Source organism: Candidatus Methylacidiphilales bacterium (assembly GCA_028713655.1).
In the GTDB taxonomy this organism is placed as follows: Bacteria; Verrucomicrobiota; Verrucomicrobiia; order Methylacidiphilales; family JAAUTS01; genus JAQTNW01.
Genome location: JAQTNW010000038.1, coordinates 13,058 through 34,328, shown reverse-complemented (window position 1 = coordinate 34,328; position 21,271 = coordinate 13,058). Strand labels below are relative to the sequence as shown.

Annotated in this window: 20 protein-coding genes; 16 read left to right on the top strand and 4 right to left on the bottom strand. The window is 54.9% G+C overall.

The features are described from left to right. Positions 1 to 691: outer membrane beta-barrel protein (locus tag PHD76_11815; GenBank protein MDD5262521.1), on the top strand; the 691-nt coding region annotated here is incomplete at its 5' end. 163 nt (positions 692 to 854) lie between these two features. Further along, positions 855 to 3,527, top strand: a complete 2,673-nt coding sequence (locus tag PHD76_11810; protein MDD5262520.1) for a DUF4214 domain-containing protein — start codon at positions 855 to 857, stop codon at positions 3,525 to 3,527. Between the two features lie 115 nt (positions 3,528 to 3,642). On the opposite strand, the gene PHD76_11805 is transcribed toward PHD76_11810, so the two are convergent. The 4 genes from PHD76_11805 to PHD76_11790 form a co-directional block, all read right to left on the bottom strand. Next, positions 3,643 to 6,243 (bottom strand): hypothetical protein, encoded by a 2,601-nt coding sequence (locus tag PHD76_11805; GenBank protein MDD5262519.1) that lies wholly within the window; start codon positions 6,241 to 6,243, stop codon positions 3,643 to 3,645. A gap of 376 nt (positions 6,244 to 6,619) precedes the next feature. Beyond that, a complete protein-coding gene (locus PHD76_11800) occupies positions 6,620 to 7,465 on the bottom strand; it encodes a rhomboid family intramembrane serine protease (GenBank protein MDD5262518.1) in 846 nt (281 codons plus the stop codon). Beyond that, positions 7,462 to 8,172: a PHP domain-containing protein gene (locus tag PHD76_11795; GenBank protein ID MDD5262517.1), complete on the bottom strand. Its 711-nt coding sequence runs from the start codon at positions 8,170 to 8,172 to the stop codon at positions 7,462 to 7,464. Before PHD76_11795 ends, PHD76_11800 begins: the two co-directional genes overlap by 4 nt. After that, on the bottom strand, positions 8,169 to 8,864 hold the full coding sequence (locus PHD76_11790) for an outer membrane lipoprotein-sorting protein (protein ID MDD5262516.1): 696 nt from the start codon (positions 8,862 to 8,864) through the stop codon (positions 8,169 to 8,171). Before PHD76_11790 ends, PHD76_11795 begins: the two co-directional genes overlap by 4 nt. A gap of 229 nt (positions 8,865 to 9,093) precedes the next feature. Between PHD76_11790 and PHD76_11785 the strand changes: the two genes are divergently transcribed. The 14 genes from PHD76_11785 to PHD76_11720 are packed head-to-tail and all read left to right on the top strand — an operon-like array spanning position 9,094 to position 21,261. Then, entirely contained in the window at positions 9,094 to 9,684 is a 591-nt protein-coding gene (locus PHD76_11785; protein ID MDD5262515.1) for an SIS domain-containing protein, read from the top strand. Beyond that, a complete protein-coding gene (locus PHD76_11780) occupies positions 9,681 to 10,679 on the top strand; it encodes a GDP-mannose 4,6-dehydratase (GenBank protein ID MDD5262514.1) in 999 nt (332 codons plus the stop codon). Before PHD76_11785 ends, PHD76_11780 begins: the two co-directional genes overlap by 4 nt. A 5-nt stretch (positions 10,680 to 10,684) precedes the next feature. Further along, positions 10,685 to 11,725: an NAD-dependent epimerase/dehydratase gene (locus tag PHD76_11775; protein ID MDD5262513.1), complete on the top strand. Its 1,041-nt coding sequence runs from the start codon at positions 10,685 to 10,687 to the stop codon at positions 11,723 to 11,725. Beyond that, on the top strand, positions 11,725 to 13,263 hold the full coding sequence (locus tag PHD76_11770) for a PfkB family carbohydrate kinase (GenBank protein MDD5262512.1): 1,539 nt from the start codon (positions 11,725 to 11,727) through the stop codon (positions 13,261 to 13,263). The genes PHD76_11775 and PHD76_11770 overlap by 1 nt, the downstream gene beginning before the upstream one ends. An 8-nt stretch (positions 13,264 to 13,271) precedes the next feature. Beyond that, complete coding sequence (locus PHD76_11765; GenBank protein ID MDD5262511.1) at positions 13,272 to 14,096, top strand: transketolase; 825 nt, start codon at positions 13,272 to 13,274, stop codon at positions 14,094 to 14,096. Continuing rightward, on the top strand, positions 14,093 to 15,013 hold the full coding sequence (locus PHD76_11760) for a transketolase C-terminal domain-containing protein (protein MDD5262510.1): 921 nt from the start codon (positions 14,093 to 14,095) through the stop codon (positions 15,011 to 15,013). Before PHD76_11765 ends, PHD76_11760 begins: the two co-directional genes overlap by 4 nt. Next, complete coding sequence (locus tag PHD76_11755) at positions 15,004 to 15,666, top strand: class I SAM-dependent methyltransferase (protein ID MDD5262509.1); 663 nt, start codon at positions 15,004 to 15,006, stop codon at positions 15,664 to 15,666. The genes PHD76_11760 and PHD76_11755 overlap by 10 nt, the downstream gene beginning before the upstream one ends. Beyond that, entirely contained in the window at positions 15,663 to 16,697 is a 1,035-nt protein-coding gene (locus PHD76_11750) for a zinc-binding dehydrogenase (protein MDD5262508.1), read from the top strand. The genes PHD76_11755 and PHD76_11750 overlap by 4 nt, the downstream gene beginning before the upstream one ends. Positions 16,698 to 16,722: 25 nt before the next feature. Then, entirely contained in the window at positions 16,723 to 17,214 is a 492-nt protein-coding gene (locus PHD76_11745) for a hypothetical protein (protein MDD5262507.1), read from the top strand. Continuing rightward, positions 17,189 to 17,740 (top strand): hypothetical protein, encoded by a 552-nt coding sequence (locus PHD76_11740; protein ID MDD5262506.1) that lies wholly within the window; start codon positions 17,189 to 17,191, stop codon positions 17,738 to 17,740. The genes PHD76_11745 and PHD76_11740 overlap by 26 nt, the downstream gene beginning before the upstream one ends. A gap of 10 nt (positions 17,741 to 17,750) precedes the next feature. Further along, on the top strand, positions 17,751 to 18,482 hold the full coding sequence (locus PHD76_11735; protein MDD5262505.1) for a glycosyltransferase family 2 protein: 732 nt from the start codon (positions 17,751 to 17,753) through the stop codon (positions 18,480 to 18,482). Beyond that, positions 18,469 to 19,497 (top strand): aminoglycoside phosphotransferase family protein, encoded by a 1,029-nt coding sequence (locus PHD76_11730; protein ID MDD5262504.1) that lies wholly within the window; start codon positions 18,469 to 18,471, stop codon positions 19,495 to 19,497. The genes PHD76_11735 and PHD76_11730 overlap by 14 nt, the downstream gene beginning before the upstream one ends. Then, positions 19,494 to 20,168 carry a class I SAM-dependent methyltransferase gene (locus tag PHD76_11725; protein MDD5262503.1) on the top strand — a complete coding sequence of 225 codons (675 nt, stop codon included), beginning with the start codon at positions 19,494 to 19,496 and terminating at the stop codon, positions 20,166 to 20,168. Before PHD76_11730 ends, PHD76_11725 begins: the two co-directional genes overlap by 4 nt. A gap of 55 nt (positions 20,169 to 20,223) precedes the next feature. Beyond that, positions 20,224 to 21,261: a WbuC family cupin fold metalloprotein gene (locus tag PHD76_11720; protein ID MDD5262502.1), complete on the top strand. Its 1,038-nt coding sequence runs from the start codon at positions 20,224 to 20,226 to the stop codon at positions 21,259 to 21,261. Positions 21,262 to 21,271 lie beyond the last annotated feature (10 nt).

The following is a 21,271-nucleotide window of genomic DNA, read 5'->3' as shown; positions in this document are numbered from 1 at the left end:
GGGACCGGAATTTGCCAGTACTGTGGGCTTGCGCAAAGAACCCCGGACCGGTTTCAGTTTTGCGGTTTTCGGCGGCGCCAATCTGTTTGAATCGCTGTCGGGAACCTTGGACAGTCAGGCCATTGTCCCGCCCGGGATACTGACCACCGTAGGCACAAAGGCCAGTGCCGACTCGACGATTGAACCCGTCGGAGGGCTTAAACTTCGCTATGACTGGCCCTTTGATCCCGAACCGATCGAGCAGTTTTCCGACGAGTTGCAGGGCCGGCCGCTTCATTTGGGAGCCGCCCTTGAAGCTGAGGCCTTTTATCTGGGTGGAAAAATCAGTGCCAACACATCGACCCAGGGGGTTTCCACAAGCCTTAATTCAGCAGTTTTCATGCTCAACCCGTTGTTGACCCTGCAAACGGGAAAATGGCGGCCTTATATCGGCCCGGGCGTGGGTTTTGCCTACATTGATGCCACTGGATATAACAATCCGGCCACCACCCAAACCAGCGCCACCCAAACGGCCTTGGCCATTCAAGGCGAAGCGGGCGTGGATTACTTCTTCGTCCAGGACTGGAGTATTTTTGCGGAATACAAATATCTGGTGTTTAATAATTTCAACCTCTTTGACAGCCCGGCTAAGATCGATGCGAGCAGACTTGACAATCACATTCTGACGATGGGCTTGAGAAAAACTTTTTGACGAAAAATGGCGTCTGATGGAAGGACGCCGGAATCGGCAGGTGACAAGGGGGAATTTGGGCTTGTAATCGGAAGCTAGTGGGGATAGTGTGGCAAACGCAAGGCTGTCCGCTCGCTTACGGGTTTTTGTCTTCAGGCAAAGTAACTCCATCCGGGTATAAACTATGAAAAAGACAGCCGTCTTCGCAACCGCTCCACTCGCGTTGGTCCTTTTATTGTTGGGCAGCGGCATCAGCCGCGCCTCAGCGCCGCAAAATGACAGTTTCGCCAAAGCCACTGTCATCAACCCACAAGGCAATGCAAACACCATTACTGTTTACGGCAGCAACGTCAATGCCACCAAGCAAGCGGGTGAACCAGCAACAATCGGTGAGAATGCAAATTCCGGCGGGAGGTCTGTCTGGTTCAGTTGGACTGCGCCGGCGGCAGTTGGCGGGCATACAATAAGCATTGATACCTTTGGAAGCGCGTTTGACACGTTGCTGGGTGTTTATACAGGAGTGGCGGTCAATGCCCTCACCCTAATCAAGGATAATGACGATGCCAATGCCAGCTCAAGCCTTTACACAAGCCAGGCGACCTTCACGGCCGTTGCGGGTACCACCTACATGATCCTGGTTGACGGTTACAACAACCCTAACAATACATCCGGAGCCGCCAGCGGCGCCATCACTCTCACCATCAAGGATACAAACTACACAGGCTCGCATCCCGTAAATGATGATTTTGCCAACCGCGTGGTACTGTTTGGTTCTCAAATCCAAACCATAGATGCCGCACCCCCCCAGGGCTTTACGCTGGCAAATTCGACCGGTGAATATGGAGAACTGGCGCACAGCACGGGTGCGGGAGACGTGTACTGGTACACGTTGGGTACCGCGACGGCGCAGAATGGCAGCGCCGTCACCACCGACCGTTGCGAAGGCAGCGTCTGGCACAGTTGGAAAGCTCCCTTTGACGGCGAATTGCACATCACGGTCAATTCGGCAACCCCCGGTACTTATACCATGTACACGGGAAATTTTGTTGCCTCACTGGACTCCACTGGTCTGCCAAAGGCCCAAAACTTTAATGTACAGAGCGTTGTCCAGGTGAAGCGTGGCGTTACGTATCAAATTGCGATTGAAAATTACGCGCCGGACCCAAAACTGCTTGCCCAGGGATACACTGTGTCCCCACCCAATGTGCCAACAGAGTATGTACTCATCCTGAGCATGTACACAGATGCTCCGTATATGATATTGAATAGCCCGCGCGACAACGATGTTCTGGCGCGTCAAAAGATTCACATGTCGGTTTATTTCACGCAACCGACCGGCACCACCAGTGAACCGATCTTCAATGATCCGTCCATTTTACCGTATGTGGACCGCGTCAAATTTTATGCCCAGCGCCTGTTTAGTCCGGACAGTTCCAATACCGCTGCGGACCCCGGCCCAACGCTGGTTGGAACTTCCACCACCATGCCGTACACCGCCGACTGGCTGCCGCCTCTGGACGGTGATTACACCCTTTGGGCTGTTGCGGAAGATGACCAAATGGGTTTTGATCCCACAACCGGAAGCAACATCGTCGTCGGCACCCAATCCACGCAAACTTTGGCTCCGGTCAATGTCACCATCCTTAACGCGGGCGCTGGTGTTCTGTCGTTGACTCCGTTTACGGATAACACAACGCTGGTAAACGAACTTTACAAAAAAATCCTGCATCGTGGTCCGACAGACGCAGAGCTGGCCGCCGCCGTTGCCGCCTTGGGCGGAGGCACTCAAACCCCTTCGGGTCTGGCGCTGTCTTTACTTTCGGGTACAGGCTTTACCACCGCTTCCGGGGAAACCATCCGCCTCTATCGTGGTTTCTTCCGCCGCCTGCCCACCCTGGATGAATTCAACTTCGCCGTAAACGCCCTGATGACCGGGACCGAGACTTACGACCAGTTGGCTCAATCGCTTACTTTGGGCAGCGAATACACCACCCTTTACAGTGCTTTGAGCGACTCCGCCTTTGTCACCGCTGTGTTCAACAACGTCATAGGCCGGTCGCCCAACAGCCAGGAACTTACCGCATGGACCGGCGCCATCGGCAGCCACCAGTACACCCGATTACAGGTTTTTGAACGCTTCATGGAAGCGCCTCTTTTTGGCAATCCAGCACTCTACAGCCTAGGCTCCTATGAATCCAACGCCAGCGCCTATTATACCCTGCTCGGCCGCGCTCCCACCCCCACAGAGGCTTCACAAACCGGGTCGGCCTTGTCCATCATACAATCCGCCTTGTCATCGAGCGGCTTTGTTCTGACCTATCTGCCGAATGCCACTCAATACAACATCGGCGGAAACAAGGTTTTTGTGGATACTTTCAACAACATCGTCGTTACGGTAACGCCGACGGCGACTTATACTGCAAAGCCCGTTGATAGTTATGCCGTATGGCAAACCAACTTTGGACTCGTCGGTCCGCTTAGCGGGCCAACCTTTGACTTTGATGGAGACGGCGTCGTTAACCTGACTGAATACGCATTGCAGCCTCTTGGCTTTAATCCCACAGTGGGCGACGCTGGCTTGATGCCGGTGGCCCAGACGATCGGGTCGGTAGTGGCGTTGGATTACACGGTTGATGTGGCCAAAAGCGACACCGTCATCATTCCGCAGGGATCCATCAACATGATTAACTGGTATTCCGTGGGCCAAAGCGGCGCCCCCGCAGGCTTGACGGATGCGGATTTGGGCACCGGCGTAGGCAGTGTGCAAAATCGCCGCGTCTCGATCCCGACCTCCACAGGCCCGAACTTGTTCCTCCGGCTTGTCATCCAATCCAGCACACCGTCCGGCAAGCCGTGATAAACCGATGAGTTAATAGGGATTACTGAAACGTTAAGCGGCGATCCAGTAGCTGCATGGATCGTCACGGCTCATGATGGGCCTCGCGATGACGAGGCGCCGGAACTGACTCTTTCTATCCGGCAAAAATCGCGTCAAAGGCCTTTCGGACACCCAGCCGGACCTCCGCCAGCCGGGCCTCAAATCCGGGCAGCGCTTCAAATCCAAAACGTCTTGCCAGGCAAGTCCTTGTTTCCACATCCACCGGCAGATGGCTCAGGCTCATGTTGTCGTCAATCCGCAGCCACGATTCCACCAGTCGTAAAAAGTCATACCCTTTCCTCAAGATGGGTGCTTCATTGGGATGGGCTTTCTCCAGCAACTCCAAAGCCCGGTACGAATTGGGCTCGAAAATGCCGTTTTGCATCTGCCAATATTGCAGTGCAAATTCAACATCCATGACCCCGCCCGCACCTGTTTTGAATTCGAGAGCGGGCTGCCCTGATTTGCAGCGTTCCTTTTCAATGCGGGTTCGCATGCGCAGCAGATCGTCCTTCAATCCGGGAAACTTGCAGCGTTCCCGCCAAACCGGCAGAACCTGTTGGAAAAATTCTCCGGCCAGTTCGGTATCCCCAGCGGCAAAGCGCGCTTTGCCCAGGGCCTGGATTTCCCAAATTTGGGCATGGTCGCGATAATACTCCACATACCGGGTCACCGGCGAAGATAAGGGTCCCTCTCCATACGGGCGCAACCGGACATCCACGGGGAATAGATTCCCGCGGACGGTTTGTTCCCCCATGATTTTGGCCAGCTCACTCGCGGAATCCGCGTTTTCGCCCACCATCAAAATATCCAGATCGGACCCAAATCCCAACTCCTGCCCGCCGTGCCTGCCCAGGCCGATGATGGCAAGGCGGGGCGAGCCGAGATGTTCGAGTACAAACTGCAATGAAAAGTCGGCCAAGGCCGTATATTCCTGTTGGAGCTCGCGGAGGCTGGCGAGCTGCAAAATACGGCGAATCAAAAGTCTGACCATTTGTTGGCGCTTAAAAAGACGCAGGCTTCCAAGCTTGTCTCCGGTGGAAAGCATCGGTTCCAGGTCGCGGCGGTATTCCCCGACTCCATAGGGCTTGTCCAGATCGCCCCGGGCCGTTTCCTCAAACACCTCGGGACTGGCCTTCAATGCTTCGCCCAAATAGCGGCTGCAATCAAAGATCGCGAGCAGGACTTCGAGTGCCTTCGGGCTTTCCGCCAAAGTCTCAAACAAAAGCGAGCGGGACCCGTACACCTGCACAAAGCCGGTGAATTGCGCCAGGGCAAGATCCGGCCGTACAAGGGTGTGAAGCCGGCCATGCAAGGCGGGTGCCAGGCGTCTGAATGCATGTTCGGTCCGTTTGCCCCTGTGAAATCCTTCCTGAACCCCGCCCAAATTTTCCCAGTTCCGACGCGCCCGCTCCGGCTCATGGCAAAACTCAAACGTGAAGGCATGTTCCACCGGGCTCGCTTTCCGGATTGGATCAAAAAATGCGTCATAGGCCGCGCGAACAACGCGCCTGCGCCGGAGCTGCTCCACCCACAAAGCCGCCCCGGACGAAAAATCGAGACTGCGGGCTATCTTTTCCAATGCGGGGCCGCCATCGGGCAATGAATGCGTTTGCCTGTGTTCCAGGATCTGGATCCTGTGCTCCAGGCGGCGCCAGAACAAATAAGCGTCCCGCAGGAGCGCTGCCTCTTCCTTGCCCACAAAATCAAGCTGCGCCATCGCCTGCAGCGCTTTCAATGTCTGCCCTGTTTGAAGAATCGGGTAACGGGCGCCATGCAACAATTGATGCGCCTGAACGAGAAACTCAATGTCGCGAATTCCGCCGGGGCCGAGTTTCACATGCGACTCCAGGTTTTCCCGCCCGACTAGTTCCTTTTCCGTTCGTTCCTTGAGATGGGGAATTTCGGCCACTGCCTCCGGCAGCAAGTTCCTGGAATAACAAAACGCTTGCTGCATATTTCGAAATTCATAAAAAACGCCCGGATCGCCCGCCGAGCCCCGGGCCTTGAGCAGGGACAGCCGCTCCCAGATTTCGCCGTAGGCGGCGTAATAGGATTCGCAACTCCCGAGGGAACGCGCCAGCGGGCCGGAGTCGCCTTCGGGCCGCAGCCGCAAATCCACCCGGTACATTTTTCCACTGGGTGTTTCCTGCATCAGGTCGCGCGCGAGGTGCTCGCAAAGACGGTTGTAAAATTCCTGCTGGGAAAATCCGTCGCTGTCCGGATCCTTTTCATAGACAAACATCAGATCCACGTCCGAGCTGAAATTTAGTTCGAGCCCCCCCAGTTTACCCAATCCAATGACCGCAAGTTGTTTGCGGGCCGGTTTTCCGGACGATCCGGCATCTTGAAGGTGGATCGACAGCAACCGTCCCATGCAAAAATCCGCCAGATGGGAAAGGGCGCGGGTGCTGTCCTCGATGGACGCATCGGTGGCGAATTCGATAAATCCGATCCGGATCAACTCGGCCAATTTGAGCCGGGCCAGAATGTTTACTTTCTCGCGATGTGAAAAGACTCCGGCCCATGCGGGATCGAGGGTCAATTTCCAGCGTCCGGGGCCGGTCCATTCAAGGAGGTTTTCATTTATCTCATAAGCCAGACCGCTCCGCAGCGCCGATTCCGCAGCGTGGGAATATTCAATATACGCATTCCAGGCTTCGGGTATCGTCCGAAAACAGGGGCGCAGCGTCATGGGTTAAATTCTCCCGGAATACAGGCGGCTTTTAATGATGCGCAAAATTCCCTTGCGCGCACACCTTGCCGGCTCTCCGTTATACACAAGGAGGATTGGGTCAACTTAGGAAATGGATAGACAGGATTTCTGGATTGCCGCGTCGCTCCGCTCCTCGCAATGACGCGGGTGCGTGGGGCTGTAGTACCGGCGAAGCGTGCCGACTCGAGCTGTTCGTCATCGCGAGGCCCATCCTGGGCCGTGACGATCCTGCCGCACTGGTTTGCCGCAAAGGAACACAAGGATCTCATAGGATTTTAAACAGGATGTGTGAAGCCTTTTGCGCTCCATGCGTTCTTTTGTGGCCAATCCTATTTTGGTTTGTCTTTTTCGATGGCTACTTCAACATCGCCTGTCCGCGCCTGAGAATTTTACGCTCGCGGCTTGTCAGGCTATCCGCGCCTTCCCGGGCTGCTTTGCTCAAAATCCGCTCCAGCTCGGACAAGATTTCGGTCCTGGACATCAAGCTGACGGCAAGCGCCTCGTCCAAATCCGGCGGGACACCGGTCTCGATCTCAAATTCGTGCCGGGCTGGACTGAATCCTCCCCGCCGCAGCCAGACCCACATCAGCAGTCCGCCTACCAGCGCGCCTCCGATATGGGCGGAATGGGCGATAAAGTCCATCGTGGAGGTCAGCATGAAAATAACGCTGGCGACAACCAATCCGCGGACGGCGGTCACGGCCCGGATCGGGATCGGTATCAACATGAGGTACAGTTTGACATCCGGATAAATCAGCGAAAAGGCGGCCACCACGCCGAAAACAGAAGCACTGGCGCCAATCACGGAAACATGCAGCAGTTGTGGCTGGCCGAACGCAAGCCAGCGGATTGTGGCTTCGGCCATTACGAAAAGGTTGCCGGCCAATCCGGAGAGGAGATAAAGGACAAGATAGCGTCGCACTCCCAGTTCGCGTTCCAGCACAGTCCCGAACCCTGCGAGGGTCATCATGTTGAAAACGATATGCAAAACGCCCATGCCGCGGAACTCCGCATGAACCCAGGTGTTTGTAAAAATCTGCCACCACGCTCCATTCCAAAATTGATCCATTCGCAGGCCCATTTGCTGCTGCACCGGGTTGAATCCGTCCGGTCCGTTTTTGAACTGGAAATAAAGCGAAACAGCCGCCACCAGGCCGTTGAGGATCACAATCCACCGTGTGGCGATGCCCAGATGCTTCATTTCTTTTGCTGGGTCTTGGCCGCGCGGCGCGGGCGTTTCAGGCGGAACACGTTGTTGAATGTTTTACGAAGGGCATCCCTGGCTGTGATGTAGGTCTGCTGCAAGCCGGCGGGATGCCGGATGCTTTCCAGAACCGAGGCAAGATCAAAGGAGTCCGGCTCCAATATCGTATAGGAAACGCCAAGGGCGTCTTCGTGGTGGGCATCGCTGCCCGCCGTCATGGGCAGTCCCCGTCGCAGGGCATATTCATTGGCCAGCCGGTTGTAACGCCGCAACGTCGTGGCCGCGTTAAAAACCTCAACCCCGTCAATCTGGAGCGTATCCATCACCGCTGCTCGGATCCCGGCGCGGAACATGTCGTAGGGATGTGGGGGAATCGCAATGCCTCCGCCCTGGTGGATGAGTTCGATGGCTTCGGCTGGAGAAATGCCTTTCAAATCCGGCAGGCGCACGCCCAAGGCGAGCAAATGCCCGGCGCTGGTGGTGATTTCCTGCCCCGGGATGATCAAAATTCCATCCACCGGCTGGCCATCCTCCCGCATCATTCCATGTTGTAAAAAATAATCCACGCAGGCGCAGGTGTTATGGTCGGTGATCGCAAAGCCGTCCAAACCCTTGCGTTTGGCCTCCTCAAACATGGCCTCCGGCTCCGACACACCATCCGCCGAGAAGCGCGAATGGCTGTGCAAATCAATTCTCAGTTTCACAGTCCTGATCCGGGTTTGGCTTCGCGAATTTCGATATAGGTCCGTGTGCGCGAAAGGTCCCGCCCCGGGATCATGGAGGAAACCATCATTTCCTTGATCGTGTAGGCCTGGCCGACTTTCATCACGCCGTTGACTTCCACACGCTTGATCACCTGGTTCTGCGCATTGTAGGCATCGACCCGCAGTACCGCGAGGTAGTCGGCACTGATCCAGTAGCGTGTTTTGGCATAGCTGCTGAGGCCGGGAGGGGTTGATTCATAGGCCCAGGCAGTCAGGGTCATGATGCTGTCCAAGCCCAGCGGCTTGACTGTGGACCAGCGCAAAAAATCCAGGCCCAGATCCTCATAGGCGACATCGGAATCCAGTATTTTTTCCAAACGGTCCCTTCCGCTCACCAGTTTCCAATCTTCGCTGGAAGAGGCTCTCCGTTCAATAATGCTGCCCCCCGGTGTCATCACAACGCGGATCTGCAGGGGCTTTTCCTTGAACTCGAAAAGGATCTGCCGGTCGCGTGTCTTCATGACGATGGGGTGCAAAAATTTCGCCGTACGCATAAAACCGTCCAGCTTAAAATCATAAAGGCGCCCCACCTGCCACATTTTGTCCTGCAACACAGACGGCAGCGGGATGGGTTTGTCGGGGTCCGGCGCAGCCGCAACCATGCGGGCCTGCGGCAGCCCTATCAACGCCATGCATAACCAAGTTTTCCATGAAACCATACCCGACCAAATTAACGCGCAGAGGGCTGAAATCAAGGCATCTTATAACCTGCATAGCAGGTCCAATCGTGTCTTATCACTCTTGTGTCATTTTGATATCCGTCTCGAGTAAACTGCGCCAACACGTTGATCATTAAAATGAGCATGAAATATGCAGGTTAAATCCACTGGATTTATGGGTCGAATTCCCTAAAAGGATTTTATGGCAACACCCAGTTTTCCGGTTTCCACCTTCTCGAACTACGCCTCCAGACTGGCCTCCGCGCTTCAAAACCAGGACTGGGAGCCTCTCGGCAGGCTTGCCGCCGAATTGCAGGCCGCCTGGGAGCAGGACCGGCATGTGTTCATCTGCGGAAACGGCGGCAGCGCGGCCAACGCCCTTCATTGGGCCAATGATTTCTTATATCCGGTCAATCCGAAGGGCGAACATGGAATCCGAATGCACGCACTTCCTGCTAACAGCGCCGTGCTCACCTGTCTGGGCAACGATATCGGTTATGATGGGATTTTTTCCAGGCAACTTTCCACTCTGGCACGGGTCGGCGATCTTTTGATCGTTTTGTCCGGAAGCGGAAACTCACCCAACATTCTCCGGGTCCTCGAACAGGCGCGTGAGATGAAGGTGAAGACAGTCGCTTTGTTAGGTTATTCCGGCGGGGCCGCTAGGAAGCTGGCGGATCTGGTGATTCATTTTCAGGTAAACGACATGCAAATTGCCGAGGACATGCAATTGATCGCCGGGCACATGATCCTGCAGGCGTTGCGAAAAGAACAGGGTTCCGAGACAAAATGACGCCTGAAAAAATCGCCGTTCTGGGCAGTAATTGCTTCTCCGGAAGCCATTTTGTGGATTATGCCCTGTCACAGGGCCTGGAGGTGTTGGGCATCAGCCGGTCTCCGCAGCCGGACCGTGTTTTTCTTCCCTATCTGTGGCATGAAAGCGCGCCGAAATGCTTCCATTTCGAACAACTCGATCTCAACCGTGACGCAGACCGGGTGGCTGATTGCATTGCCGGATACAAACCGGGCATTGTCGTTAACTTTGCAGCCCAGGGCATGGTCGCGGAAAGCTGGCTTTACCCTGAGCACTGGTACCAAACCAACGTGGTCGCAAATGTCAAACTGCACGACAAGCTGCGGCGTTTTGATTTTTTGAAAAAATATGTCCATGTCTCCACACCGGAAATCTATGGGAGTTGCAGCGGCCTGATCACGGAGGATGCGCCCTTCAATCCAAGCACCCCCTATGCCGCCTCGCGCGCCGCCTGTGAACTGCACCTCCGCACGTTTCTGAGAAACTACAGCTTTCCGGTCGTTTTCACCCGCTCCGCCAATGTCTATGGGCCGGGTCAGCAGCTTTACCGCATCATCCCGCGCACCGTCCTGTATATTCTGCTCGGGAAGAAGCTGCAACTGCACGGCGGAGGCCATTCCGTTCGCTCGTTCGTTCATGTCCGGGATGTGGCGGACGGGACCTTGCGCGCCGCGCGCCAGGGCGAAAACGGGCAAGCCTACCACTTTTCCACAACACGCAATATCTCCATTCGGAATGTGGTTGAAATCGTTTGCAAACTGATGAATGCAAAGTTTGAATCTGTGGCGGAAATCACCGGGGACCGCCCCGGCAAGGATGCGGCCTATCTGCTCGACAATGCCAAGGCCCGCGAAACGCTTGGCTGGACCCCGGCGGTTGAGTTGGAGGACGGTATTCGTGAAACCATCGCATGGGCGCAAAATAATCTCGACGTCTTGAAACACAAACCATTGGATTACATCCATCAGCCTTGATTTTTATGCCTGACAAACACATCCTTATCACGGGCGGCTTCGGTTATGTCGGCAGCCGCCTCACACCCCATCTCCTCGAACTCGGCCACCGGGTGCGCGTCATCGACCGGTTGTTGTACTCTGATGCCGGCGTCCGTGCACTCCACAAATACCCTTCCTGGCCCAAATGGTCCGGGCGTTTTTCCTTTTCCGAAGCCGACATCCGGGACCCGCAAGCGGTACAAGCCGCCCTGAAGGGCGTGGATACCGTGATTCACCTGGCTGCGATTTCAAATGACCCTACCGGCGATATCGACGAGGTGCTGACACGGCAGGTCAATTTTGACGCCATTGGCATGCTGGTTGCGCTGGCGCGCAAAGCCGGTGTTCAACGTTTCATCAACGCCTCTTCCAGCAGCGTCTTTGGCGCCCGGGATGAATCGGAAATCGACGAACTTCTGGAACCCGCCCCGCTGACCTTCTATTCAAAATACAAAATGCTTTCCGAATGGCTGTTGACCGCCGCAGCTTCGCCGGATTTTTGTACGGTCAACATTCGTCCCGCCACCATTTGCGGCACTTCTCCCCGCCAGCGCTTTGACCTGACCGTGAACAAACTTACAGCCGACGCCATCACCAAGCGTCTCATCACCGTGCATGGAGGGGAACAACGGCGTCCCAATGTCGGCATGTCCGACATCATCCATCTCTATGCGCAGTTGGTCGAAACCGATCCGGCGCTCATCAACGGGCAAACCTTCAATTTTGGTTTTGAAAATCTCAAAGTCATCGAAATCGCAAAACTCATCCAGACCGAGCTTTCGGACATGTCCGTTGAAATCAAAATCACGGACACCCAGGATCATCGCGATTACCATATTTCCTCAAACAAAATCCTCAAGACGCTGGGGTATAAGCCCGTCAGTTCCATCCGCAACGAGGTGAAGCTGCTCCGGGCCGCCATTGAGGCCGGACAGTTCCCGGATGTGGACGCGCCCGAACATTACAACATGAAATTCATGAAGCTGGGCCGCGACGCCCGCTGTTATGATTTTCTCAAAAAATAATGCCGCACGAAAAAATCATCCCCTTCGATGCCGCGGCCGCCGTCTTCGACAAACTCAGGGCAAAAGGAAAAAAAATCGTCCAATGCCACGGCACATTCGATCTGCTGCACCCGGGCCATATTTATCATCTCGAAGAAGCGCGGGAATTGGGCGACGTTCTTGTTGTAACAGTCACCGGGGAGAAACATGTCAACAAAGGCCCGGGTCGTCCGTTCTTTAACGACCCGCTTCGCGCCAAGAGCCTTGCCGCCCTTGCCTGCGTGGATTACATTGTCCTGGTTCCGCACCCTGCGGCGGTCGAAGCCATCGACTGCGTCAAGCCCGCGATTTACTGCAAGGGGAAGGAATATGAAAATCCGGAGAATGATGTCACCGGAAACATTGAGGATGACGTTGTCGCAGTGAAACGGCACGGAGGGGAAGTCCATTACCTGGGTTCCGTTGTTTTTAGCTCCACAAAATTAATCAACAACCACTTCGACAACCTGGCCGCGCCGGTCAAAACCTTCTGCCGGGAGCTCTCAAAAACCTGCACCCCGGAACAGTTTCGGGAGTCGGTCGACAGCCTCTCCAGTCTGAAGGTCCTCCTTATCGGCGATATTATTTTCGACCGTTATTCAAACGTCAAAATGCAAGGCCTCACTTCAAAAAACCGCATTCTTTCCGGACGTTTCTTGAGTGAGGAAACCCAGTCCGGCGGCGCGCTGGCCGTGTACCGCCATCTCAAGCAGTTTTGCAACCATGTCAAATTTATCAGTCTTGCCGGGACAGAATCCTGGGTGGATGCCGCGTTGAGCCAACAAGTCAGCCCGGATGAAAATTGGATTTTGCGCGATCCTGCTTTTACAACGATAGTAAAGCAGCGCTTCGTCGAGCCGTTGACGGCGGGCAAGGAATTGATCAAATTATTTGCTGTTAATTATATCGATGATGTTCCTCCCTCCTCTTCGATCCAAAAAGCCCTGAAAAAGCGGCTGCTAAGTGATATTGCGGATTTTGACATGGTCATTGTTGCCGACTTCGGCCACGGCCTTCTGCAGCGCGAGCACCGCATTCTCATTCAGGAGTCGGCGCGCTTCCTGAGCCTTAATTGCCAGACCAACAGCAACAATCACGGGTTTAACATCATCTCCAGACAATACGAACGCGCCGACGCCTTTTCCCTCGACGAACAGGAACTGCTGTTATCCTGCGCGCGCCGCCCCATCGAACATTTGCGCGAATTGGATGCCTTGAAAAAATCATTTTTGGCAAAGTACGCATGGCTGACACGCGGCGCCGTTGAAACCATCGGCCTGCATGAGGGCGAAAAGACCAGCTTTTGCCTGCCGTTGGAAACCAATGTGATTGATGCCGTCGGGGCGGGCGACGCCTTTTTTTCCATCGTTTCACTCGCCGCGGTCAGGGGGCTTCCGATTGGATTGACAACCTTTCTGGGCCAACTGGCCGGGGCCCAAGCCGTCAAAATCATCGGCAACCAATCCCCCATTTCCAAACAAACCCTGCTCAAAAGCGGCATGAGCATGCTTTCTTTTTAAACCTTCAAATGCCACCCAGCCCCAACACTTCCAATCTTGAACAAATTGCGCGGGAAATCCGCGGCAAGCTGATTGAGATGTCGAACCGTGCGGAGACACCCCACCTGGCATCCGCACTGTCCTGCGTCGATATCCTCGTTGCCGCGTACTGGAACGTGCTTAAAATTGACGCCAAAACCCCACAGTCCGAATCCCGCGACCGCTTCATTTTAAGCAAGGGCCATGCCGCCAGCGCACTCTACGCCGTTCTGGCCAAACGCGGCTTTTTCCCGGAATCCCTGCTCGACACGTTTGCGCAGGAAGGCAGCCCGCTGGCGGAACAACCCGCCCCTGCCTGCGCGCCCGGCGTGGAGCTGGCAACTGGTTCTCTTGGTCACGGCCTTCCCGTTGGAATCGGGATGGCGCTGGCAGCCCGCATCCGCAAGCTGGACTATCGCGTGTTTGTGACGTTGAGCGATGGCGAATGCAATGAAGGTTCGGTCTGGGAGGCCGCGCTTTTCGCGCCCGCCCAAAAATTGAACCGGCTGGCGATCCTCATTGATTACAACAAATGGCAGGCCACGGGCCGCAGCAACGAAGTGATGGCTTTGCCGTCTCTTGCCGCCAAATGGTCCGCCTTCGGCTGGAACACAATGGAAATCGACGGCCATGATTTAAACGCGCTCACCGACGCAATGAATCGCATGGGCGAAGGAGAAAAGCCCCTCGCCATTGTCGCCAACACCGTGAAAGGCAAGGGCGTCTCATTCATGGAAGACGACAACAACTGGCATTATCGCGTTCCCAACAAGGAAGAAGTTGCCGCAGCGCGCCGGGAGCTCGGGCTGTCATGAGAAACGCTTTCGCAAAAGAAATCACAACACTTGCCCAACAGGACGAGCGGATTGTTTTGCTCTCCGCCGACATTGGCAACCGTCTCTTCGACGATTTCAAGGAAAAATGCCCTGGACGTTTTTACAATTGCGGCGTGGCCGAGGCCAACATGATCGGCGTGGCGGCAGGCATGGCCCTGTCGGGTCTTCGCCCGGTTTGCTATACCATTACCAATTTCATCACCTATCGCTGCCTGGAACAAATACGAATCGACCTCTGCTACCATCATCAGCCTGTGGTAGTCGTGGGGACCGGCGCCGGCCTTTCCTATGCGTCCCTCGGGTACACCCATCAATCCTGCGAAGAAATGGGCATGTTGCGGCTCCTGCCCGGATTGGCCGTGGTGGCGCCGGCGGATTCCATGGAAGTACGTGCGGGCCTGCGCGCGGCGTTGCAACAGCCGGGTCCGGTTTACATGAGGATCGGCAAAAAAGGGGAGCCGAACGTGCATCAAAGCCTGCCGGATTTTACCATCGGCAGGGCCATCTCCGTTCGCGAAGGAACAGGCGCCTGCATCCTGAGCGCCGGTACGATGCTTTCCGTTGCCATTCAGGCCGCCGAATTGCTGGCGACACGAGGCATCTCGGCACAAGTGGCCAGTTTCCACACGATCAAGCCTCTCGATGTTGAATTCCTGACAAAAGTTTTTTCCAAATTCAAGGCAGTGGCCACCGTCGAGGAACACAGCGTGCTCGGAGGCCTGGGCGGCGCTGTCGCTGAATGGCTTTCCGAACAAACCGCCCCGCAAGCCCGCCTGCTGCGCTTTGGCACCCGCGATGAAATTCTTCACGAAACCTGCGAACAATCGTCCGCCAGGAAAATTTTCGGCCTTACGCCGGAACATATCGCGGAAGGGATCCAAAAATTATGGCGTTAGTTGATTTCGTTTCCATCATTCACAAATCCACCAAGAGGGACTACCTGGCCCGGGTGAATGAATTTCCAAAAGCCGAGGCCGCAAAGCTGGCAAAACAGTGGGCCTACGATTACTGGGACGGCGACCGCAAAACCGGCTACGGCGGCATGAAGTATGACGGGCGCTGGAGTAAGGTCGCCCAAGCCATGGTGAATCATTACAAACTCAAACCCGGCGATAAAATTCTGGATATCGGCTGTGGCAAGGGCTTTTTGCTTTATGATTTCACGCAGGTCCTGCCCGGTCTTGAGGTGTATGGCCTTGAGGTCTCCGGCTACGCCATCGAGCACGCCAAGCCCGAGGTCAAGGATCGCATTCGGCTCGGTTCGGCCGACTCACTCCCCTTCGCCGACCACGAGTTCGACCTGGTGATCTCAATCAACACACTTCACAACCTGTACTGCTACCAGCTTCATGCCGCTTTGAAGGAAATCGAACGGGTCGGCAAAAAAAACAAATACATCTGTGTCGAATCCTACCGCAACGAAGAGGAAAAAGTGAACCTGCTCTACTGGCAAATGACTTGCGAAATGTTCTGTACACCGGAAGAATGGGACTGGTGGTTCAAGCTCGGCGGCTACACCGGCGATCACAGCTTCATTTATTTTGAATGAAAACATCCGCAGCCATTCTGGTTGAACAACACAAGCCTCTCGTCCTTGACGAAGTGGAAGTCCCGGCCCTGCAAACCGGCCAGGTATTGGTGCAGGTCAAAACCAGCCGTATTTGCGGTTCCCAGCTCGGGGAAATCGACGGCGTCAAGGGACCGGACCGGTTTCTGCCCCACCTTCTTGGCCATGAAGGTGGCGGGATCGTACTCGAAACCGGTCCCGATGTGACACGCGTCAAAGCGGGTGATTCTGTTGTCCTGCACTGGCGCCCCGGCGCGGGCTTGCAAGTCAAGGCCCCGGTCTATCAATGGGGCTCGCGTAAAGTCAGCGCAGGCTGGGTCACTACTTTCAATGAGTTTGCCGTGGTGGCGGAGAACCGCCTCACTTCCATTCCCAAAAATCTGGACTTTGAAATCGCTGCGTTACTGGCCGACACCTTGACAACCGGCTTCGGCGTCATCAACAACGATGCCCGGGTCAAGATCGGCGAGAGTGTTGTCCTCTTCGGCTGCGGAGGGATTGGCCTGGGCGCCATCCTGGGCGCCAAACTTGCGGGCGCGTATCCGATTATTGCGGTTGATCTCTTCGAGCACAAATTGAACAAGGCGCGCGAATACGGCGCCACCCATGTGATCAATTCCTCAAAAACCGACGCGGCGGCGGCTGTCCGTGAGATCGTTGGAGGGCAGGGCGCCGATGTGGTGATCGACGGCACCGGCCAGGCCAGGATCATCGAAATGGCCTATCTTTTGACTCAGCCTAAAGGACGCTGCGTTCTTTTTGGAGTCATGCCGCACGACAAATCCGTCACACTGCACACCCTGCCGCTGCATTTTGGGAAAATTCTGACCGGTTCCGAAGGCGGCGGCAGCCAGCCCCATCTCGACATCCCGCGCCTCGTGAGGATGATCCAGGATGGGCGTTTTGATCCCAAAGGATTCATTTCACACCGCGTCAAGCTTTCCGAAATCAACGAAACCATCCAAAAGATGCGCTCCGGCGAGGTCATTCACGCCATCATTCATTTCGACTAGAACCGAATTTGCCAATCCCATTCCAATGACTGTTTTTCACACCACCGCACTCTTGTTCAGCATCGCCCTGGCTTTGCATATTCTCATCTGGAAATTGTGCCTGCCCCACCGCCAAATGCTTGCCTTGGGCGTCGTTTTTGCCCTTGTCTTCTGCGCCTGGATGGCGTGGGCGCTCTTCGCCCCAACACCGCTGTATCTGATCCTGCATACGGCTCTTTATTACATGGCTTGCAGCTTTTGTTATCTCATCCTCTATACAACGATCGAAGGCGACAGCCCAACCCTGAGTTTGATGCATTTTATCAGCCAACGGAACAAAGGGGGGATTTCCATGGAAGAAGTGGATCGTTTTCTGGCACACCGCCCCTTCGTCAGCGCCCGTCTTTCCGCCCTGATCAAGAGCGGTCTGGTCGTTCAATCCGGCGGTAAATACAGGATTGCCGGACAGCCACCCCTGTTTTTCCGCATCATTCTTGGCTTCCGAAAACTTTATGGACCTATTTCCGAGGGCGGCTGACGCCTGGTTTTACTACTCGCTTCTGTCACCGGTGTTGGCTCTTGCGGCCAATGTTGTCGCGCAGGTTTTGCTTGTCCGCCTGCGCCGCGGAAGCCACTTCCTTCGTTCGGTTGCGGAAGGCTGCCTCTGCGGCGGCGGCGTGCTCGCCGTTCTGGAGGCCATCCGCATCCGCCATCTCGGCGTTTCTCCGGAAACCCTGTACTATGTCCTGCTTGTGAATGCCCCGGCCTATCTGGCCCTTTCTTATTGCTACTTCAATTTTGCCAACTTGGGCCAGGCTTCCATCCGCATCCGTATCTACAATAAAATCGCCAAATCCCCGGATGGGCTGCGCATTGAAGATCTCACACGGGAGTACAACGAACAATCCCTGATGGAAATGCGCCTGCACCGCTTGCTCGAAAGCGGGGATTTGGTGGAAAAAAACGGCGTTTTGCATATTGGCCGGCCGCGTCTGGCTTGGGCCGCGAAAATCATTTTTGCCGCCAAGCAATTTGTGCTCGGTAAAGCCAGCGAGTTCGAGTAATAAAGTCCTTATGCCGGAACCTGAAATCGATCTGACACTCTTTGTTGCCTGCTATAATGAAGAGGAAAACATTGCGGGCACGCTGGACACAGCAATTGCCGCGTGCATCGAAGCCGGTATTTCCTTTGAGATTGTCATCATCGATGACGCCTCCAGGGACCGTTCGGTCGAGGTCATCAATCATTACATCCAAAAACACCCGGATATATCCATTATTCTCAAAGTCCAATCTCAAAACGAGGGGTTGGGTTACAACTATGCTGAGGCGGCCTTTCTGGGCCATGGCAAATGGTACCGCCTGGTTTGCGGAAAAAACGGCGAACCTGCTGACACACTGGCCACAATTTTCCGGCAGCTTGGCAAGGCCGATATCATCATTCCCTACCACCCGGCGGGCACAGCCGGCAGGACTTGGCGGCGCCGCTTTTTATCGTGGGCCTTCACCGCCCTGGTCAACACCATCAGCGGCCACAAGTTGCATTATTATAATGGCCTGCCCGTGATCCGGCGCGACCAAGTCATGCGCTGGCATTCAAACTCACGCGGATTTGGATTTCAGGCGGATCTGCTTACCAAACTGCTGGATCGCGGCACCAGCTATCTGGAGGTACCGGTTCGCGCCGCCGAACGCAAAGGAGGGAAATCGAACGCCCTGACAAATCGAAATTTTTTGTCTGTCGCCCATACGCTTTTAACGATTTTTATACGACGGGTCGCCAAAACACTCTATGGCCGAAACTGACACAAGAGGCATCAGTGTGGATCTCGAAAGCCCTATTCGAGCTTCAATCGAGCAAGCCGGGTTGCTCCGCGATTTTTTCCTGACCTCTCTGCTCAGTACCGGCAACAATCGCGTGTACCGGGCTGACGCTCCCGGTAAAACGCTTCTGGTCAAACATTACTTTCAACATCCCGACGATCTCCGGGACCGCTTTGCCGCCGAACAGGCCTTTTATACTTTCATCCGGGCGTCAGGCATCCGGCGGACCCCGGAACCCATTGCATGGCTGCCCGGGGAAAAACTGGGCCTGTTTGAATTCATTGAAGGGGAGAAACCTCAAACATCCAACCCGGATATCGTAAAAGAGGCGCTGGATTTTTTTCAGGAATTAAACCAACACCGCCTGTCTCCAGAAGCCTCCCGCCTGCCAGCGGCATCCGAAGCCTGTTTTAGCCTGCGCGAGCACTTGGATCGCATTGAATCACGGATCGCCGCACTGGAGAAAACGGAAGCCTCCACGGACATCGGCCGGGAAGCCCTCAATTTTATCACGGGGCAACTGGCTCCCAAATGGCGGCAATGGGCTGAAAAAGCAATAAAACACGCCCAGATACAGACGGATCACGTACTGCCCCGGGATAAGCGCTGCGTGTCACCTTCGGATTTTGGCTTTCACAACGCCCTATTTGGAAACGATGGCCGCTTGCGATTCATTGATTTTGAATATGCGGGTTTTGATGACCCGGCCAAAATGGTTTGCGACTTCTTTTGCCAGCCCGCGGTCCCGGTGGATCGCTCGCAACTGGATTTATTCATTTCTGAAATTTCCGAAAAAATGGCCCTGCCCACCCTGTCGGATCGCGTCCAACTCCTGCTGCCGGTTTATCAGATCAAATGGTGTTGCATCCAGTTGAACGAGTTTCTCCCATCCGGCGGCAGCCGACGCGTCTTTTCAAATCCCTCGGAAAATCAAACCGAAAGAAAAACGAAACAACTTGCCAAGGCCATGCGTTCCCTCCAAGAAGTTCAGGTATGAAGCCCAATCAAACGCGCGAAAAGCAGTATCAATTCCTGATTGAGCGGGAGAAGCAAGGATTGTCGAAATTCGGCCTGATGAGCAGTCAGGTCTGGCAGGATGACCCGCGGCGCCTCGGGTTCGTGCTCTCACGATACAAGTTTGTCTCAAAAATGCTGTCTGGAATGAACCATGTTCTGGAAATCGGCTGTGCCGACGCCTTTGGCACGCGCGTTGTCAGGCAGGAAGTGCCGTTTGTCACTGCCGTCGATTTCGATCCCCTTTTCATTGCAAGCGCCGCCGCCGCCATGGATCCACGCTGGCCCATTATAACCAAGGTTCATGACATGCTCGTCGGCCCGCTCAAAGAAGCCTTCGACGGCGCCTACGCCCTGGACGTCATCGAGCACATCCAACCTCGGGATGAGGACCGCTTTATCGGCAATATTGTAAAATCCCTGAATCCCAATGGGGTGTTGATTTTGGGAAGCCCGTCCCTGCAATCCCAGGTTTATGCATCCCCGGCCAGCAAGGAAGGCCATGTCAACTGCAAGGAGGCGCTTCAATTCAAAATCCTGATGCAGAAATTTTTTCATAATGTTTTCATATTTTCAATGAATGACGAGGTCGTCCACACCGGTTACCACCCCATGGCCCACTACCTCTTTGCATTATGCTGCACAAAACGATAGAAGTGTTTGGGAAACCCGACGAAATGGCGGCCTGGCCGTTGCGGGAGGAGATTTTATGTTGCAACTAAAAACCGCAGGACAGGATGTTTACATAACCGAAGCGAAATTTCCAAATGTCGGAAAATCTGAGTTGGATTTTCTGGAAAGTAAAATTGAGTCGAGCGCTCGAAAAAGAGTCCGCCTTTGCGCCCACAAATCCAACGACGACCGCCTCCATGAAATGTTTATAGGATTCACCAAGGATTCCTACATCCGGCCCAGCAAGCATCTTGGCAAGGACGAATCGTTGCATGTCATCAAGGGGTCGGGCGACTATGTTTTTTTCGATGAAAATGGCCGCAGCGCCGATGTCGTTTCGCTGGGAGAATATTCTTCCGGATTCCAGTTCTACTGCCGGATTCCAGAATCTGCCAACCACGCCCTGGTGCTGGATTCGGATATAATGCTGATTCACGAAACCACTTCGGGCCCCTTCAAACGGGAGGATACGGTTTTCACCCCGTGGTCGCCACAGGAAAACAGCCCGGAAGTCCCTGCCTACGTAGCTGGCATCAAACCCGCGCGCCGGGAGCGGAATTTGCTCAAAATGAACCGCATCAACGCGGAAGTTTATATTGCAGACGAACTCATTGTGAGTGTGGGACGCAAGGAAATGTCTTTTTTGAAAAGCAAGGTGTCCGAAAGCGAACGCAAGCGGGTCCGCCTTTGCGCCCACAAGGACGTTTCCGCACACCTGCATGAGATGTTTGTCGTTTACATGGACCAAACCTATGTCCACCCCAACAAGCACCTGGGCAAGGACGAGTCCCTGCACATTCTCGAAGGAGAAGCCGATTTTTATTTCTTCAACGAAAACGGGGATATCACCGACATCATTCCCCTCGGCCCACAAAATTCGGGGCGGCAATTTTACATCCGGGTTCCAGCGGGTGTTTGGCACACTCTTGTCATGCATCCCGGAACATTTGTAATCCATGAGGCGACACCTGGCCCCTTCAATAGGGAAGATACATTATGGGCTCCCTGGGCTCCGGATGAGAGCAACCCTGGCGAGGCGAAAAAGTTCCTGAACCGCCTCAAGGCAGCGGCATAGAACAAAACAT

What these genes read in the sequence shown, in the direction of transcription:
- PHD76_11760 (MDD5262510.1), top strand. Translation starts at nt 14,093, where the DNA reads ATGAGAAACGCTTTCGCAAAAGAAATCACAACACTTGCCCAACAGGAC.
- PHD76_11805 (MDD5262519.1), bottom strand. Translation starts at nt 6,243, where the DNA reads ATGACGCTGCGCCCCTGTTTTCGGACGATACCCGAAGCCTGGAATGCG.
- PHD76_11750 (MDD5262508.1), top strand. Translation starts at nt 15,663, where the DNA reads ATGAAAACATCCGCAGCCATTCTGGTTGAACAACACAAGCCTCTCGTC.
- PHD76_11785 (MDD5262515.1), top strand. Translation starts at nt 9,094, where the DNA reads ATGGCAACACCCAGTTTTCCGGTTTCCACCTTCTCGAACTACGCCTCC.
- PHD76_11775 (MDD5262513.1), top strand. Translation starts at nt 10,685, where the DNA reads ATGCCTGACAAACACATCCTTATCACGGGCGGCTTCGGTTATGTCGGC.
- PHD76_11725 (MDD5262503.1), top strand. Translation starts at nt 19,494, where the DNA reads ATGAAGCCCAATCAAACGCGCGAAAAGCAGTATCAATTCCTGATTGAG.
- PHD76_11810 (MDD5262520.1), top strand. Translation starts at nt 855, where the DNA reads ATGAAAAAGACAGCCGTCTTCGCAACCGCTCCACTCGCGTTGGTCCTT.
- PHD76_11735 (MDD5262505.1), top strand. Translation starts at nt 17,751, where the DNA reads ATGCCGGAACCTGAAATCGATCTGACACTCTTTGTTGCCTGCTATAAT.
- PHD76_11800 (MDD5262518.1), bottom strand. Translation starts at nt 7,465, where the DNA reads ATGAAGCATCTGGGCATCGCCACACGGTGGATTGTGATCCTCAACGGC.
- PHD76_11720 (MDD5262502.1), top strand. Translation starts at nt 20,224, where the DNA reads ATGTTGCAACTAAAAACCGCAGGACAGGATGTTTACATAACCGAAGCG.
- PHD76_11730 (MDD5262504.1), top strand. Translation starts at nt 18,469, where the DNA reads ATGGCCGAAACTGACACAAGAGGCATCAGTGTGGATCTCGAAAGCCCT.
- PHD76_11740 (MDD5262506.1), top strand. Translation starts at nt 17,189, where the DNA reads ATGGACCTATTTCCGAGGGCGGCTGACGCCTGGTTTTACTACTCGCTT.
- PHD76_11765 (MDD5262511.1), top strand. Translation starts at nt 13,272, where the DNA reads ATGCCACCCAGCCCCAACACTTCCAATCTTGAACAAATTGCGCGGGAA.
- PHD76_11780 (MDD5262514.1), top strand. Translation starts at nt 9,681, where the DNA reads ATGACGCCTGAAAAAATCGCCGTTCTGGGCAGTAATTGCTTCTCCGGA.
- PHD76_11755 (MDD5262509.1), top strand. Translation starts at nt 15,004, where the DNA reads ATGGCGTTAGTTGATTTCGTTTCCATCATTCACAAATCCACCAAGAGG.
- PHD76_11790 (MDD5262516.1), bottom strand. Translation starts at nt 8,864, where the DNA reads ATGGCGTTGATAGGGCTGCCGCAGGCCCGCATGGTTGCGGCTGCGCCG.
- PHD76_11745 (MDD5262507.1), top strand. Translation starts at nt 16,723, where the DNA reads ATGACTGTTTTTCACACCACCGCACTCTTGTTCAGCATCGCCCTGGCT.
- PHD76_11770 (MDD5262512.1), top strand. Translation starts at nt 11,725, where the DNA reads ATGCCGCACGAAAAAATCATCCCCTTCGATGCCGCGGCCGCCGTCTTC.